At 38.6% G+C, this 16,960-nt stretch carries 17 protein-coding genes and 1 pseudogene; 14 read left to right on the top strand and 4 right to left on the bottom strand.

The genetic code is table 11. The annotated features are described in order from the left end of the window. The 5 genes and pseudogenes from H346_RS11035 to trmFO form a co-directional block, all read left to right on the top strand. A pseudogene (locus H346_RS11035) lies at positions 1-1,090 on the top strand (pneumococcal-type histidine triad protein); the annotation flags it as partial. Next, on the top strand, positions 1,066-2,097 hold the full coding sequence (locus tag H346_RS11030) for a pneumococcal-type histidine triad protein (RefSeq protein WP_425262075.1): 1,032 nt from the start codon (positions 1,066-1,068) through the stop codon (positions 2,095-2,097). The pseudogene H346_RS11035 and the gene H346_RS11030, both read left to right, overlap by 25 nt. A gap of 443 nt (positions 2,098-2,540) precedes the next feature. After that, positions 2,541-3,215 carry a SatD family protein gene (locus H346_RS0104415; protein WP_027970026.1) on the top strand — a complete coding sequence of 225 codons (675 nt, stop codon included), beginning with the start codon at positions 2,541-2,543 and terminating at the stop codon, positions 3,213-3,215. Beyond that, entirely contained in the window at positions 3,208-3,924 is a 717-nt protein-coding gene (locus tag H346_RS0104410) for a DUF3307 domain-containing protein (protein WP_027970025.1), read from the top strand. The genes H346_RS0104415 and H346_RS0104410 overlap by 8 nt, the downstream gene beginning before the upstream one ends. Before the next feature lie 147 nt (positions 3,925-4,071). Then, positions 4,072-5,409 carry a methylenetetrahydrofolate--tRNA-(uracil(54)-C(5))-methyltransferase (FADH(2)-oxidizing) TrmFO gene (gene trmFO / locus H346_RS0104405; protein ID WP_037562611.1) on the top strand — a complete coding sequence of 446 codons (1,338 nt, stop codon included), beginning with the start codon at positions 4,072-4,074 and terminating at the stop codon, positions 5,407-5,409. A gap of 43 nt (positions 5,410-5,452) precedes the next feature. Here the strand turns inward: trmFO and citC are convergent, their stop codons facing one another. The 4 genes from citC to H346_RS0104385 form a co-directional block, all read right to left on the bottom strand. Continuing rightward, entirely contained in the window at positions 5,453-6,502 is a 1,050-nt protein-coding gene (gene citC / locus H346_RS0104400; protein WP_027970023.1) for a [citrate (pro-3S)-lyase] ligase, read from the bottom strand. 85 nt (positions 6,503-6,587) lie between these two features. Then, positions 6,588-7,472, bottom strand: a complete 885-nt coding sequence (gene citG / locus H346_RS0104395; RefSeq protein WP_027970022.1) for a triphosphoribosyl-dephospho-CoA synthase CitG — start codon at positions 7,470-7,472, stop codon at positions 6,588-6,590. Continuing rightward, complete coding sequence (locus tag H346_RS0104390; protein ID WP_027970021.1) at positions 7,459-8,160, bottom strand: GntR family transcriptional regulator; 702 nt, start codon at positions 8,158-8,160, stop codon at positions 7,459-7,461. Before H346_RS0104390 ends, citG begins: the two co-directional genes overlap by 14 nt. Positions 8,161-8,311: 151 nt before the next feature. Then, complete coding sequence (locus tag H346_RS0104385) at positions 8,312-9,715, bottom strand: CitMHS family transporter (RefSeq protein WP_027970020.1); 1,404 nt, start codon at positions 9,713-9,715, stop codon at positions 8,312-8,314. A gap of 382 nt (positions 9,716-10,097) precedes the next feature. On the opposite strand from H346_RS0104385, the gene H346_RS0104380 reads away from it, so the two are divergent. Genes H346_RS0104380 through H346_RS0104340 form a run of 9 tightly spaced genes read left to right on the top strand, consistent with a single transcriptional unit; the run spans position 10,098 to position 16,918 of the window. Continuing rightward, the gene (locus H346_RS0104380; protein WP_027970019.1) at positions 10,098-10,421 is read left to right on the top strand and encodes a hypothetical protein; all 324 of its coding nucleotides are present in this window, start codon (positions 10,098-10,100) and stop codon (positions 10,419-10,421) included. A 50-nt stretch (positions 10,422-10,471) separates the two neighbouring features. Continuing rightward, positions 10,472-10,882: an acetyl-CoA carboxylase biotin carboxyl carrier protein subunit gene (locus H346_RS0104375; protein ID WP_027970018.1), complete on the top strand. Its 411-nt coding sequence runs from the start codon at positions 10,472-10,474 to the stop codon at positions 10,880-10,882. A 36-nt stretch (positions 10,883-10,918) separates the two neighbouring features. Further along, positions 10,919-12,040, top strand: a complete 1,122-nt coding sequence (locus H346_RS0104370; RefSeq protein WP_027970017.1) for a sodium ion-translocating decarboxylase subunit beta — start codon at positions 10,919-10,921, stop codon at positions 12,038-12,040. A 17-nt stretch (positions 12,041-12,057) separates the two neighbouring features. Further along, positions 12,058-12,192, top strand: a complete 135-nt coding sequence (locus tag H346_RS10930; protein WP_037562608.1) for an OadG-related small transporter subunit — start codon at positions 12,058-12,060, stop codon at positions 12,190-12,192. Between the two features lie 28 nt (positions 12,193-12,220). After that, positions 12,221-12,529: a citrate lyase acyl carrier protein gene (gene citD, locus H346_RS0104360; RefSeq protein ID WP_027970015.1), complete on the top strand. Its 309-nt coding sequence runs from the start codon at positions 12,221-12,223 to the stop codon at positions 12,527-12,529. Further along, positions 12,517-13,404: a citrate (pro-3S)-lyase subunit beta gene (gene citE / locus H346_RS0104355; RefSeq protein ID WP_027970014.1), complete on the top strand. Its 888-nt coding sequence runs from the start codon at positions 12,517-12,519 to the stop codon at positions 13,402-13,404. Before citD ends, citE begins: the two co-directional genes overlap by 13 nt. A gap of 2 nt (positions 13,405-13,406) precedes the next feature. After that, on the top strand, positions 13,407-14,939 hold the full coding sequence (citF, locus tag H346_RS0104350) for a citrate lyase subunit alpha (RefSeq protein ID WP_027970013.1): 1,533 nt from the start codon (positions 13,407-13,409) through the stop codon (positions 14,937-14,939). Continuing rightward, positions 14,932-15,561 carry a citrate lyase holo-[acyl-carrier protein] synthase gene (gene citX / locus H346_RS09675; protein WP_051188352.1) on the top strand — a complete coding sequence of 210 codons (630 nt, stop codon included), beginning with the start codon at positions 14,932-14,934 and terminating at the stop codon, positions 15,559-15,561. Before citF ends, citX begins: the two co-directional genes overlap by 8 nt. Then, the gene (locus H346_RS0104340; RefSeq protein WP_027970012.1) at positions 15,524-16,918 is read left to right on the top strand and encodes an oxaloacetate decarboxylase subunit alpha; all 1,395 of its coding nucleotides are present in this window, start codon (positions 15,524-15,526) and stop codon (positions 16,916-16,918) included. Before citX ends, H346_RS0104340 begins: the two co-directional genes overlap by 38 nt. The last annotated feature ends 42 nt before the right edge of the window (positions 16,919-16,960 follow it).

Below are 16,960 nucleotides of genomic sequence, written 5' to 3'. Positions count from 1 at the left end.
ATGAAGCATAAAAAATTAATTGGTGCAGCGGCAGCACTTGTAGTTCTATGTAGTGTCTGTGGTTACGAGTTGGGAAAATATCAGGCAGAGCATGCACAAAAAAATGCGGTAGCTTATGTCAAAGATACCGGTCGTAATAAGGCAAAAAAGGCATCTTTAGCGGCAGAAAAAACACCAGAACAAATTAGTCAAGAAGAAGGCATTTCTGCTGAGCAAATTGTTGTTAAAATTACAGACCAAGGTTATGTCACTTCGCATGGTGATCATTATCATTATTACAATGGAAAAGTTCCCTATAACGCTTTAATTAGCGAGGAACTTATTATCAAAGATCCATCTTATGTATTTAATCGGGCAGATGTTGTTAATGAAGTTAAGGATGGCTATATCATCAAAGTTAAAGGACATTATTATCTTTATTTAAAAGAGGGTAGTAAGCGCGAAAATATAAGGACGAAAGCACAAATTGCGGAACAGGCTGCCAAAGGTGCTAAGGAAGCTAGGAAAAAAGGGCTAAAATCATCTCAAACCGTTAATGCTGAAGCAATAAAAACAGCTAAAAAAGAGGGACGCTACACAACAGATGATGGCTATATTTTTAGCCCGACCGATGTGATAAATGACTTTGGGGACGCTTTCTTGGTTCCTCATGGCGATCATTTCCATTACATTCCTAAAGCCGATTTATCTCCTTCAGAATTAGCTGCTGCACAAGCTTATTGGAATGCTAAAGCAAATAAAGGACAGGTACAGCCAAAAACAATTGGCACTAATAGTTCGCACCATGCGACAACGAGACCTATTTATTCTCCTGAAAAAGGGGAAGTCCTTCCCCCTTCTTATGGTAATGGTACTAAGACCATTGTTCAACCAGTTCCTAAACAGCAATCGCCTAAAAACAATAATTATGAAGCCCTTTTGGCACGTCTTTATGCCTTACCAACATCAGAACGTCATGTGGAGTCAGATGGTCTTGTTTATGATCCTGCTCAAATTCATAGCTTTACAAAAGATGGTGTCTCTGTGCCTCATGGTGACCATTATCATTTTATTTATTACCGTAGCATGTCCGCGTTGGAATTAGAAATTACGAAATTAATTGCTAAGGCAAATGGTATTTCTATTGACGATAGCACCGTTTCACCAATAAAACCAAAATCAGAAAAAGAAACAGATAAGTCTACTCCTAAAGACAAGCTTGGATTGGATAAAGAGGAGCACCATCCGGTGACACCACTACAGGAACGACAAGGCAAGCCAAATTCTAAAATTGTTTACAGTGCTGAGGAAATCAAAGCCGCCCGAGCAGCAGGTCATTATGCAACTTCTGATGGTTATATTTTTGACCCTTCAGATATTATTGCGGATACTGGTGATGGTTATGTGACACCACACATGGGACACGAACATTGGATTCCTAAAAAGGAGTTATCAGAGAAAGAACTGGCAGCAGCTAAAGCATTTTGGGAGAAGAAAAAAGGGGAATCCGTAAAAAAAGAACGTCCAACTGAAGAAACGGCTAAGCCGCTTACAGCTAGAGCTTTATATGAATCTGTCAAGGCTGAAAAAATCATTCCTCTAGAAAAAATGCCGTACAATGCTGCTTATGCTGTTAGTGTTCAAGGCGATTACCTTGTTATTCCTCATTTAGACCATTATCATAACTTACGCTTTTCTTGGTTTGATGAAGGGTTATATACTGCACCAGAAGGGTATAGTTTGAGAGATTTCTTTGCTACAATCAAATATTATTTGGAAAACCCATCAGCTCTTCCTAAAAAAGAAGGTTGGGGAAGTGATAGTGATCACGGCAAGAAAGGAAATAAAAACATATCGAACACTTACAAACCAGATGAAGAACCGACTGAAAAAGAAAACTCTTCAGCACCGATGGAAGAAGATGATTATGATCGCCAAATGGCAGAACTTGCTAAGAAGTATGGACTTGATGTAAAAACCTTGCAATCACGCTTAGCTAAGATTGCCTTAACTTATCGTGTCAGCATGGAAGCTTTTAGCTATCAAGATACCATTATTTTTACAGCTAAAGGCAAAACGATTCACTATGATATTCGAAATATGACGGAAGTTAATTAATATCGTTTATAAAAAATGAGAAAGATTTCTAAGTGTGGCAGCGCTTGTCTTATAGCTCATGAATTGAATGATTAGTAACATCTAAAGAGGACGATCATCGTCCTCTTTTTTTAATATCCAACGTACTGGGCAGGCATTTTTTATATTACCAAACTTGATAATTATAAAAAATAGTCATTTTCATAATTTTTGTTTGTAAATCTTACTGTCATAGATAAATAAATCGGTGCAAGGGAATTGGAATTAATGTCAATAACACGTTCTTTTTAATTAAAAACAGTCTTTTGACCCAGCAAAAACCTAGTTGTCATTAGAGAAATCACCGCTAAGAATTTCATTGATGAATGGTTTAAGTCCATTATAAGGGCATTATTAATATATTTCCTTTATAATGGACTTTTATTGATTGGTCTGTTATAATGGACTTTAAGAAAGGAGACAAGATGGTTTATTTAGCGCTTATTGGTGATATGATCCAGTCTAAACAGCTTTTACAGCGTTCCAAAGCACAAGAACGTTTAAAAAATTGTTTGGATAAATTAAACAAGAGGTTTGCGCCTTATTTAGTTTCCAATTTATCTCTGACATTAGGAGACGAATTTCAAGGCTTATTTCAGGTTAATGCACCTATTTTTTACCTTATTGATTTAATTACTCAAGAAATGAGAGATTATCCACTTAGATTTGGAATTGGTCTGGGACGTATCTTAACAGCTATTAATCCCGAGATTAGCATCGGTGCCGATGGACCAGCCTACTGGTATGCTAGAGAAGCGATTGCTTATGTTCATCAAAAAAATGATTATGGAAATACGCAATTAGCTGTGCGAACGGGGCATAATGATCGAGATGAACTTTTAAACAGTTTACTATCTGCTGGAGAAGCTATTAAATCGAATTGGCGTGCCAGTCAGTTAGCTGTATTTCAAGCGCTTCTATCTGAAGGAATCTATGAAGAACAATTTGATCAACAACTATTGGGAGATCAGCTGTCTCTTACTTCAAGCGCTCTATCTAAACGTTTAAAAAGTAGTAATTTAAAAGTTTATTTAAGGACGCGCCAAAGTGCGCTACGATTAATCAGAGAAAATGATGAAGAGGAGGAGAACAATGATTGAAGGTTTGTCTCAATACTTACATCACCAGCCTGTTCTGACGCTGTTAGTTATTTGCCATCTGTTATCTGATTATCATTTACAAAGTCAGACAATCGCAGATCATAAAGGAGAAAACTTAATCTATTTGGGGTATCATCTAGTTGGTGTCGGCATCCCATTACTGATATTTACGACTATCATGCCCAAACTTTGGTGGCTCAGTCTCTTAGTTTTTGTCAGTCATGCCCTTATTGATTGGATGAAACCTCAAGTTGCAAGATGGCTGAAAGGTAAAAACGTAGGGCTTTTTCTTCTGGATCAGTGTTTGCACCTAGTCATCATTGTCTTTGCTAGTCATCGTTTAGTCGTAACTGATTTTCCTAATTGGTTAGATCATCGCCTTTTATCGACTATTCTTTTTAGCCTTATCGTTACAAAACCAACCAATATTGTCTTTAAAATATTTTTTAGTAAATACCAACCTGATCAAGATCAGAAAATAGATACTATTGCTGGGGCAGGAGCTACTATTGGTATTTTAGAAAGAATTGTCATTGGCATTTGCATGGTCATGGGTCAGTTTGCTTCTATTGGTTTGGTTTTTACGGCTAAATCCATCGCTCGCTACAATAAAATTTCAGAAAGCCCATCTTTTGCTGAGTATTATTTGATTGGTTCTTTGTTTAGTATTCTTAGTGTGTTTATCGCTGCATGGATCTGTTTTTTCTAATTTCATTCACGCTTAGTGAGGACATTCTTTGTGGAATTCTTTCTTTTGGTTTTCCATTATTTCTGTTATAATAATCCAGATAAATAAGTTAGAAAGATTTGTGAGAGGTAGCTGTGACAAGTTACCTTTTAAAGAGGTATTAGTCTATTGTCTCAATCTTATATTAATGTTATTGGTGCTGGTTTGGCGGGTTCTGAGGCAGCTTATCAGATTGCAAAACGTGGGATTCCTGTTAAATTGTATGAAATGCGTGGGATCAAAGCAACCCCTCAGCATAAAACCGACAATTTTGCTGAGTTGGTCTGTTCCAATTCTTTTCGTGGTGATAGCTTGACCAATGCTGTTGGTCTGTTGAAAGAAGAAATGCGTCGCTTAGATTCGTTAATCATGCGTATTGGAGAAGAGCATCGCGTTCCAGCTGGCGGAGCTATGGCAGTTGATCGTGAAGGCTATGCCAAGGCAGTGACTGCCGAACTAGAGAATCATCCATTGATTGAAGTGATTCGTGATGAAATGACAGTTATCCCAACAGATGCTATTACCATTATTGCAACGGGTCCTTTAACATCAGATGCTTTGGCAGAAAAAATCCATGCTTTAAATGGTGGATCAGGTTTTTATTTTTATGATGCCGCTGCTCCAATTATTGATAAAGCGAGCATTAACATGGACAAGGTTTATTTAAAATCTCGTTATGATAAGGGAGAGGCGGCTTATCTTAATTGTCCAATGACCAAAGAAGAATTTATGAATTTTCATGAAGCCTTGATAGCAGCAGAAGAAGCACCGCTTAATGCTTTTGAAAAAGAGAAGTATTTTGAAGGCTGTATGCCAATTGAAGTCATGGCTAAACGTGGGATTAAAACCATGCTATACGGACCAATGAAGCCAGTTGGTTTGGAGTATCCTGAAACTTATACTGGTCCCCGTGATGGTGCATACAAGACCCCCTATGCTGTTGTTCAATTGCGTCAAGACAATGCTGCAGGGAGTCTCTATAACATTGTTGGTTTCCAAACGCATTTGAAATGGGGGGAACAAAAACGTGTTTTTCAAATGATTCCTGGGCTTGAAAATGCTGACTTTGTGCGTTATGGGGTCATGCACCGCAATTCCTATATGGATTCTCCGAATCTTTTACAAGAAACGTTTCAGTCACGCGTCAATCGTAACCTTTTCTTTGCAGGTCAAATGACTGGAGTTGAAGGTTATGTGGAGTCTGCTGCATCAGGTTTGGTTGCAGGAATTAATGCGGCTCGTTTATTCAAAGGAGAAGAAACCCTTATTTTCCCTCAAACAACGGCTATTGGAAGTCTTGCGTATTACATTACCCATGCTGATAGCAAACACTTTCAACCAATGAATGTTAATTTTGGGATTATCAAAGCATTAGAAGGTCCTCGGATTCGTGATAAAAAGGAACGTTATGAAGCAATTGCTACTCGTGCCTTGGCAGATCTTGAACTTTGTTTGACATTTATTTGAAACTATTAAAAACCTCTTTAGTACCAGAAAACTAAAGAGGTTTTTAATAGTGATGCACATCTGTTGTTGCTTTAATTATTGCTATAATCGGCTCAGCAGCTGCACTATTAAAGAAATCAAAAGAGGTTTTTGGCAGAAACTGTTCTAAGAGTTGATTATTTCCATCTTTTAAAGCTTGACGAACGAGTGAAGCGCTAATTATTTCTCCGTGGGTATCTGTTTTTCTTGGGATGACATGAAGTGTAATGCCTTGCTTAGGCAATTCATTAGTCATGATAAGATTATAGCGTTGGGTTACAAGGCTGGTTGGTTCCTCACCGACATAGCGATCTGTGACATTTAAAGAGCGGGCAATCTTAGTAAAAATAACAGTGTCTAACCGTGCTTGACTATCAATAACCGTTAGGTCATTTTTTTGAAAGTAAGAGGGAAAAGTTGCCTGACTAATCATATAAGAACCAGTATCATGATAAGTAATATTTGATAAATGGCGGGTACCCTTTTTGATTAATTCTTTGCGGACCTGATAAGGAATCAAACTGCTATCTTGACTCACACAAAAGAGATGAACCCAATCATTTTCAGCACAAGCTTTTTCCACCAAATGGAGGTGACCTAAGGTAAAGGGGTTAGCATTTAAGACCACCGCAGCTATTCTATTGCCAACTATTGATGGGTTTTCTAGCTGGGTCAGATAGTCTGCAAATCCTGTCTGCCTATTCTCTAAAAAGCTCAACTCTTCTCCTATGTGGGCAATTTCATAGAAACCAAGACCCTTGAACCAATTTGCGGCTACTATTTTGGTGTAAATGAAGAGATGGTAGTATCCTCTAGAATAAGCCTCTTCAACAAGATGCGACACAAGCTTATTCAATAAACCTACTCCTTGATATTTTTGAGAAATAGCTAAGCAGCGCAAGCTATTTTGAAATAAAGATCCTGTAGCAATAATCTGCCTATTTTCATCAAGAAGAACACAACTATAATCTAAGTTAGGATCTCGTCTAATCTGTTGGTCAGCTAATAGCTTGTCGATTAATTTCATTCGTTTCTGATCAAAAGGAAATACACGTTCAATCGTATAGGTAGACAAGTTAATTCCTCCGTTATCATTATTCATTATTTGGTTCAGTGGTTTTTCGTCAATAAGGGTTTATGGTGTAGGGAAATCACTCATTTTAAAGCAATCTTTCTAAAAAAGCAAAATAGAAACTCAAGGCTAGTAAGTCAGCAGATCCACCCGGACTTAAATGCCGTTGAATAAGCAGCTCATTATAAGCAGATAAAGCAGATAGTAACTCTTGTGGTGGTAATTGTTGTTGGAATAAATGCTTCATCTCTCTTTGAATGTTTTTCCATGATTCAATGCCTCCTCGATGAATCAGATTCCCATCTTCAACAATGGACATTAAATAAACAAGAAGTAAGTGTTGACTGGTTTCAGAATCAGTTTGCTTTACAATCTGACGAAAGAAAGGTAAAGCTTGTTTGGTCAGGGTTGGAAATCCTTCACTCGCCTCACCACGAGGTCCCTTGATGCCATAGCTTAAAAAGAGTTGTTCACCATAAGTCAGTTCTTGTTTAGAACTGAGGTGACTTAGGTCCGCTTGGATTAAATGAGTGGTCATTGGTTTCACTAAATCACAAATAGCAATAGTATCTTCTTTAGTGAATTTTTCTAAATTTTTCAATAAATTCTTTTTTTTTGCCAAATAGCAGCCTGTTGCCCCAAGAAGCAAGGCCATGGAAAAATTCAAGCCTTTATGAGTATTAATGCCATCAGTTGCTGCAAACATTGCCTGATCAGCTTTTTTTCCTAGATTCCTTAAACGATTAAATAGCAACAGTGGTTCCTTGTCAGCATGATCAAAGCCTATTTCAAGGTAAGCCTGAAAAAAGGGAGATAACGCTATAGCACTATCTACAAAGGTTGAAAAGGTCATATCATCGTGAGCGCCATTGTCAAAACGGTCTACTAGACCAGGCTTAGGTGATAGTGATACTTCATACAGTAGTGCTTTTAGAGCAAATTGACTAATAGGAATAAGCTTAGTGTTGGTCATCTGTATCAGGACTCATTTCTTTAAGAATAAACTCAAGAGAACTATTGAGATGTTCGTGTGTAATCAAGGCAATTTGCTCATGATCTCTATTTTTCATCCCACGATAAATCATCCAGTGTTCAGATAGGGCACGTTTGCGACGTTCAACTGAAGAAATAGAAATTTTTCTAAAATAGACCAAATAAGCTTGCAATTCTGTTACAATTTCCTTCAAGCGAACCATTTGGCTATAACCGTAAATCAAATTGTTAAAGGCATTGAAATTATCCAAAATACGATTGATGTCATCCTCTTCAATAAAGGTTTCACAGTCTGCCAACAAATCATGCATGACCTTAAAATCTTCCTCGGTCATTAAATGCATCGCTTGAGTAGTCGCCAGAGTTTCCAGAGCTTTTCGAATTTCAAAAATTTCACAAGCATCTTTAATACTGACTCCCTTGACAATAATCCCCTTTTTAGGAATGTGCTCCACAAGGTGTTCTTCAGACAATAATCCCAAAGCGTAACGAATAGGCGTCCGGCTGATATTCAGCGCAATCGAAAACTCTTTTTCATTAATACGACTTCCAACAGGAATTTGTCTCAAGATAATGGTCTTTTTAAGCGCATTATAAAAGGCTAATTTCAAAGGGATATTTCTTGATAAGTCAAGATTATTCTTTACAGCTTCAATAATCGGATTCATTTTATCTCCTTGTTTTTAGTATCCTCACTCTATTATACTTCAATTTATGAAACATATCACTACTGACTTGAGTCGTTCTTAAAAACGAAAGTCATGCTCATCTAGAACATGACTTTAATCATCTCATAAGGAATAAGGTAGTGCTTAAGGCTTATTGTGGGATGTAAAGTGGCATTTGTCCCATAGCAATGATAGTTACAACAAAGATAATAAAGATGATAAGGGCATATTTTGCAGCCTCTTTTTGCCATTCTCCCATATCAAGACCTGTTAAGCGTAGAAGAAGATAGATGAAAGCGACTAATGGGCTAAGTAAGTGGAAGGCTTGTCCCATAAGAGAAGCAAGAGCCATAGCCATGTTACTAAAACCATATTCAGCACCAGCTTCTGCAAGGACTGGAAGGATACCGTAATAGAAACCATCATTTGAAATAAAGAAAGTACCAGGAGCAGAAATTAAGGCGATAACAAGTCCCCAGAAACCTGCTAGTTGTTTTGGAATAATGGTTGCAAAACTTTGTGCAAGAGCGCTAGCCATACCAGACCCTTGGAAAAGTCCCATAAAGATACCAGCTGCAAAGACTAAGATAACCACTTGAACCGCATCACCAGCATTGTCACCAATACGTTTCGATTGGTCTTTAAGCACAGGGTAATTGACCATCAAAGCAATACAAGTACCGACAGCAAAGAGAAGAAGTGGTGCCATGGCAATGCTTTTTTCAAAAGAACCGGCAACTAACCACGTAATTAAACCGATGGTTAAAATAGCGTTAAAAACAAAATTTTTAGGACGACGGATAGAAAGTGTATCCGGATCGGTAATGTCTGTTAATTTACGCATTTCATCCTCAGTTAGGTCAACGACACCGAGTCTTGCACGTTCCTTACGTCCCATACTTGGAGCAACCCAACAAATCACATAAAGAAGTGATAGGATCATACCTGGTGCAAGGTAACCAAGAATTTCAGGACCAACGCTAAGGACTGACATAGCACGAGCAGTCGGACCACCCCATGGCAAGAGGTTCATGATGGTATTTTGAAGAATGATCAAAACACCTAGGTTCATCACTTTCATATCTAGTTTCTTGTAGATAGGTAAGAAAGCAGAGCAACAAATCAAGGTCGTTGTTGTCCCATCACCATTAAGAGACACTGCAGCAGCAACTACCGCTGTTGCAATAAGAACCTTCATCGGATCGCCCTTTGCAAAGCGAATCATTTTTTCAGTAATAGGATCAAACAATCCTGCATCTAGCATAATTGAGAAGAACAAAATGGCAAAGAGCAACATGATACCCGTTTTAGCCGTATTATTGATACCATACATCACCATAGGTCCAATAGCTGTAAGACTTTTGGCAATGCCTTTTTCACCAACAAAAGCAACAAATTTCGCATCGGCATTGAAATCAGCCGAGCCAGTAAGTATGACAGCAATTGTCATTATCAATGGAATCATGACCAAGGCTGTAAAAGGGGTCATTTTTTTCTTCATTACAACATACATGAAGACAATGATCATGGCATAAGCCAGAATTGTTAATAACATAATTGTTATCTCCTTTTTTCATTTTATGAATTCAGTATAGTTGAAAGCGCTTAGAAAAGAAATACTTCTTTGTTCAGAAGTACACAAAAAAAACAATTTGAAAATCCATTTTGAAAATAAACCAGAGGTTGTAAGGATAGATTCAAAAAGTTTATAATAGCGTATAAAGCAATATTATCAAGGGTTTAGAGCCCTATTATTTTTTGATTTAAAAAGTTGGTTTGTTACCTTTTTTATTTAAATTGGGTAACTATTGTAAGCGATTGTGAAAGGTTGAAAGCGCTCTTAGAAAGAACACAAAAAAATCATCTCAAAAATTGGTGGTAGTATATAATAAGCTTAGAGGTTCCCTAAATGGGCAAATGTGGAAAGGAGGTAGTTCATGCAATTTTTCCAAAGATGGTTTAAACATTCTAATCAAAAGACCATAACAGAGCCAGTACTACTCACGAAATCAACAGAAGTTTCAGATGAATGGGAGAAAATTCCTGGCTATGTCGCTGCAGATGAAAAGGATTATTTGATCGTTTCTTTAATTACAAGTGCCATAGCCGCTAGTGACCGCTCTAACAGTCAATTTAAAGTTAAGCGCCTTTTACAACGAAATTCAGAAGTAGTGACTGTATCCCTTATTGCCTCAAGTATTGCTGCAAGTATTTATCCAGAAAAACAGTTTCAGATTAAATCAATCTATTGTAAAAGATAGTATTATCATTACACATTAAATAAAGTATTAAACATAATAGGAGAAAAGTGATGTTACGTAAATTTAAAATTACTATTGATGGGAAAGAATACCTTGTTGAAATGGAAGAAATTGATGCCCCTAACCAACCAACTATGCCAATTCAAGCAGGGCAAACTCCAGTCTCTCCCTCTGTTGCTGAACCAAGCCCTCAACCTCAATCCGCTGAAGCAGTAGTTCCTCAGTCTACACCTACAGCAGTGGCTGGTGCAGATGCTGTCCCATCGCCAATGCCTGGAACCATTTTAAAAGTTTTAGTAAATATTGGTGATCAGGTGGTAGAAAACCAGCCATTACTCATCTTAGAAGCGATGAAGATGGAAAATGAAATTGTTGCTTCATCAGCAGGTACAATCAGTGCCATCCATGTTAGTCCAGGTCAAGTCGTGAATCCTGGCGATGGGCTTATAACTATCAGCTAATGATCGAGCAAAACTTATAGAAAAGGAAGTGAATTTGTGGAAACTTTAATCGCAGGAATAACAGCCATTACCATTCCCCAGATTGTTATGATGGGCATCGGTGCTCTCTTAATGTATTTAGGAATTAAAAAAGAATACGAACCGACCTTACTTGTTCCAATGGGACTTGGAACAATTCTCGTTAACTTCCCTGGGTCAGGGGTTTTAACACAGGTTGTGAATGGTGTCAAGCAAGAAGGTGTTTTTGATGCCCTCTTTAACTTTGGTATCGGAACAGAACTTTTTCCACTTTTGATTTTTATTGGCATCGGTGCCATGATTGATTTTGGTCCCTTACTTCAAAATCCATTTATGCTATTATTCGGTGCCGCTGCTCAGTTTGGGATTTTCTTTGTTGTTGTCGTTGCTGTTTTAGCAGGATTTGACATTAAAGAGGCTGCTTCCATTGGTATTATCGGAGCAGCTGATGGCCCCACCTCAATTTTTGTAGCCAATCAATTAGCCAAAGATTTATTGGGACCAATTACGGTTGCTGCTTATTCTTACATGGCTTTAGTTCCTATTATCCAACCATTTGCTATCAAGTTAGTAACAACTAAAAAAGAGCGTCGCATTCGCATGACTTACAAGGCTGAGAATGTGTCTCAAATGACTAAAATTTTATTCCCAATCATCATCACGCTTGTTGCTGGTTTTATCGCTCCAATCTCACTACCTTTAGTTGGCTTTTTGATGTTTGGTAATTTGTTGCGTGAGTGCGGTGTGCTCGATCGTTTATCACAGACGGCTCAAAATGAATTGGTTAATATTGTTAGTATTTTGCTAGGATTAACCATTTCTATCAAAATGCAAGCGGATCTGTTCTTGAATGTGCAAACTCTTTTAATTATCGTCTTTGGTTTACTTGCTTTCATCATGGATTCAATTGGTGGGGTTATGTTTGCCAAATTCCTTAATCTCTTCCGTAAAGAGAAAATTAACCCTATGATTGGTGCTGCTGGAATTTCAGCCTTTCCAATGTCAAGCCGTGTTATTCAAAAAATGGCGACCGATGAGGACCCGCAAAACTTTATTTTAATGTATGCAGTTGGTGCCAATGTCTCTGGACAAATTGCTTCTGTTATTGCAGGCGGTTTGCTACTCGCCTATTTTAGCTAAGAAAGGAAAGAATTGTTATGACCATTAATATAGACCATCTGATTAGTTCCTTTGAGCTAATGGCACTCGGCATGGCTGGTGTATTTATAGTATTAGGCATTCTCTACCTTGTGGCAGAAATTCTAATCAAATTGTTCCCAGTAGGAAAATAAGTTAAGGTAAAAGATGGAGGTCAATGATATGGATATTAAACAAATAGCAGTCGCCGGTTCGCTTGAATCAAGTGACCTTATGATTACAGTATCCCCTAATGATGAGCAAACAATTACAATTATACTTGACAGTAGTGTCGAAAAACAATTTGGCAATCATATCCGAAAACTCATTAAACAGACCTTAATGCATTTAGAGGTTAAGGCTGCCAAGGTTGAAGCTATTGATAAGGGAGCACTTGATTGTACCATCCAAGCGAGAACTATCGCTGCGGTTCATCGTGCGGCTGGTATTGACCGGTATAATTGGAAGGAGATTGACTCATGGAACGCTTAAGAAGGACAATGATGTTTGTGCCTGGTGCGAATGCCGCTATGCTTCGTGATGCACCTTTATTTGGTGCCGATTCTATTATGTTTGACTTGGAAGATTCGGTCTCCCTTAAAGAAAAGGACACGTCTCGCGCTCTTGTTCATTTTGCACTCAAAACCTTTGATTATTCAAGTGTTGAAACGGTTGTTCGTGTCAATGGTCTTGATTCTTGTGGCGCTTTGGATATTGAGGCGGTGGTCTTAGCAGGTGTCAATGTGGTTCGTCTGCCAAAAACAGAAACTGCTCAAGATATTATTGATGTCGAAGCTGTTATTGAACGTGTGGAACGTGAAAATGGGATTGAAATTGGGCGCACTCGTATGATGGCAGCTATTGAATCAGCAGAAGGTGTTTTAAATGCCCGAGAGATTGCAAAAGCTTCTAAGCGCTTGATTGGTATTGCTCTTGGGGCAGAAGACTATGTCACGAATATGAAAACACATCGTTACTCAGATGGACAAGAATTATTCTTTGCTCGTAGCATGATTTTACACGCTGCTCGTGCTGCTGGAATTGCTGCTATTGATACGGTGTATTCTGATGTTAATAATACAGAAGGATTCCAAAATGAAGTTCGTTTGATTAAACAACTAGGTTTTGATGGCAAATCGGTCATCAATCCGCGCCAAATTCCGCTTGTTAATGAGATTTATACCCCGACAGAAAAAGAAATTGACCATGCTAAGCAAGTCATTTGGGCCATTCATGAGGCGGAAAGCAAGGGATCTGGTGTTATTTCCTTAAATGGAAAAATGATTGACAAACCAATTGTTGAACGCGCAAAACGTGTTATTGCCCTAGCAACAGCAGCTGGTGTTTTATCTGAGGAGGACATTTAAAGATGGTAACAAACAAACTCGGTCGAGATATTCCTCAACCATACGCTGATCAGTACGGTGTTTTTGAAGGAGAATTAGCACATATTAATGACCACGATGAATCAAGTCGCCATATTAAACCAGTTAAACCTGGAGATTCTAAATTATTAGGATCTATTCGTGAAGCTATTGAAAAAACGGGCTTAAAAGACGGCATGACTATTTCATTTCACCATCATTTCCGTGAAGGGGATTTCATTATGAACATGGTTTTGGATGAGATTGCAAAAATGGGGATTAAAAACCTATCCATTGCTCCGAGTTCCATTGCCAATGTTCACGAGCCTTTGATTGATCACATCAAAAATGGTGTGGTCACCAACATCACGTCATCAGGTCTTCGTGATAAGGTCGGAGCTGCCATTTCAGCAGGCTTAATGGAAAATCCTGTAGTCATTCGTTCCCATGGTGGTCGTGCTCGTGCGATTGCCAGTGGTGACATCCATATTGATGTTGCCTTTTTAGGGGCACCAAGTTCAGATGAATACGGGAATGTCAACGGGACAAAAGGAAAAGCAACTTGCGGTTCTTTAGGGTATGCCATGATTGATGCCAAATACGCTGACCAAGTGGTTGTTTTGACCGACAATTTAGTTCCTTATCCAAATACTCCAATCAGTATTCCTCAAACAGATGTTGACTATGTGGTCACCGTAGATGCTATTGGGGATCCTCAAGGAATTGCCAAAGGAGCAACACGCTATACGAAGAATCCTAAAGAGCTATTGATTGCCGAATATGCTGCTAAAGTCATTATCAACTCTCCTTACTTCAAAGAAGGCTTCTCCTTCCAAACTGGTACAGGAGGTGCCTCACTTGCTGTGACCCGTTTCATGCGTAAAGCGATGATTAACGAAAACATTAAAGCTAGCTTTGCTCTTGGTGGTATTACGAATGCGATGGTAGAATTATTAGAAGAAGGACTAGTGGAAAAAATTCTCGATGTCCAAGATTTTGACCATCCATCTGCCATTTCGCTTGATAAACATACCAACCATTATGAAATTGATGCGAATATGTATGCATCACCACTTAGCAAGGGGTCTGTCATTAACCAGTTGGATACTTGTATTTTATCAGCCCTTGAGGTGGATACTAACTTCAACGTTAATGTCATGACAGGTTCGGATGGTGTCATTCGTGGGGCTTCTGGTGGTCACTGTGATACTGCCTTTGCTGCTAAGATGAGTCTCGTAATTTCACCACTCATCCGAGGACGCATTCCAACATTTGTTGACAAAGTCAATACCGTTATTACACCGGGAACAAGTGTTGATGTCGTTGTGACCGAAGTAGGCATTGCTATTAATCCGAATCGCCAAGATTTAGTAGAACACTTCAAGGATCTCAATGTGCCTCAATTTAGCATTGAAGAATTAAAAGAAAAAGCCTACGCTATTGTTGGAACACCTGAACGCATTCAATATGGTGACAAGGTTGTTGCCCTTATTGAATATCGTGATGGTAGCTTGATTGACGTGGTTTACAATGTCTAAAGAAGTCTTTTTTTCAGGGGAAACTGTTGATCTTGATGCTATGTTAAGAGCTCGTGAAGAGAGGGGACTACGCCAGTTACACTTATTAAAAGAATATTCTGATAGTAGTCTATTATCAGTCACCATGAACATTCCAGGTCCTGTTAAAACCTCTCCAAAGCTACTCGAAACCTTTGATTGGGTCATCAAAGCTATTCGTCAAACATTAGCTAATCACACGATTTTATACCAATTACGGCTGCTTCCCAAAACAGGCTATGAGTATTACCTTGTGACAAGTTTATCTAGCCAAGATCTAAAATTAAAAATGATGGCATTGGAAACAGATACAATTATTGGGCGTCTAATGGATTTAGATGTCCTTACCTTAAAAAATGGTTTGCCTCACCCAATTAGTCGAACAGCTTTAGGAGAAGCCCCTAGGAAATGCTTTATCTGTTCTAAGGAGGCAAAAGTTTGTGGTCGTTTGCGACAACATAGTGTTGACGATATGCAAACTGCCATCGCAAATCTACTTTATTCATTTTCAACGACGAAAACCAGTGCCAGTCATAAGATAGGACCGGCTTATGAGGAGAATAATTATGACAAAAATCCGTATAACAGAAACGGTTTTACGTGATGGTCAGCAAAGTCAAATTGCCACACGTATGACCACCAAGGAAATGATCCCCATTTTAGAAACATTAGATAATGCTGGTTATTATGCCCTTGAAATGTGGGGTGGAGCAACCTTTGATTCTTGTTTACGCTTTTTAAACGAAGATCCATGGGAGCGCTTGCGAACTATTCGTAAAGCGGTTAAAAAAACCAAGCTACAAATGCTCTTGCGTGGGCAAAATCTCTTGGGGTATCGTAATTATGCAGATGATGTGGTCAGGTCATTCATTCAAAAATCAATTGAAAACGGAATTGATATTGTACGCATTTTTGATGCTCTAAACGATCCACGCAATCTTCAAACGGCAGTTTCAGCAACAAAGGAATTTGGTGGACATGCACAGGTTGCTATTTCTTACACAACCAGCCCAGTGCATACTGTTGATTATTTTGTAAAATTGGCGAAATCCTACCAAGCTATTGGTGCTGATTCAATCTGTATCAAAGACATGGCTGGAGTTCTAACCCCTGAAACGGGTTACCAATTGGTAAAACGTATCAAAAAAAATATAAGTATTCCCCTTGAGGTTCATACCCATGCAACCAGTGGGATTTCAGAAATGACTTACCTGAAAGTGGCAGAAGCAGGTGCTGACATTATTGACACCGCTATTTCTTCCTTTTCAGGCGGAACCAGTCAACCCGCCACAGAATCAATGGCGATTGCCTTAACCGATTTAGGCTTCGATACAGGCTTAGACATGCAAGAAGTTGCTAAAGTAGCAGAGTATTTCAATACGATTCGCGACCATTACCGAGAAGCAGGGATTTTAAACCCTAAAGTCAAAGATACTGAACCAAAAACCCTCATTTATCAAGTACCAGGAGGTATGCTGTCTAATCTCCTAAGTCAATTAACAGAGCAAGGATTAGCCGATAAATACGAAGAAGTATTAGCAGAAGTTCCTAAGGTGCGTGCTGATCTTGGTTACCCACCATTAGTAACACCATTATCGCAAATGGTTGGAACACAAGCTTTAATGAATATTATTTCTGGTGAGCGCTACAAGGTGGTGCCAAATGAAATCAAGGACTATGTTCGTGGTCTCTACGGGAAATCACCTGCCCCATTAGCAGAAGGGATTAAAGAAAAAATTATTGGTGGCGAAGATGTGATCACTTGTCGACCAGCCGATTTAATTGAGCCACAACTTGTACAACTTCGTAAAGATATTGCCCGATATGCTCGCTCAGAAGAAGATGTGCTTAGCTACGCTAGTTTTCCACAACAAGCGAGGGATTTCTTAGGACGCCGAGAAGATCGTTTTTACGATATTCCTATACAAGAAGTAATGGTTCAATTAGCCATTAAGGACTAATCGATCACTCACAACAGATTTTAACAAACTCTTTTAATAATC

The sequence above is a fragment of the Streptococcus castoreus DSM 17536 genome (genome assembly GCF_000425025.1).
In the GTDB taxonomy this organism is placed as follows: Bacteria; Bacillota; Bacilli; order Lactobacillales; family Streptococcaceae; genus Streptococcus; species Streptococcus castoreus.
Note: the sequence above shows the minus strand (reverse complement) of the source record. Positions and strands in the feature narration are given on the sequence as shown.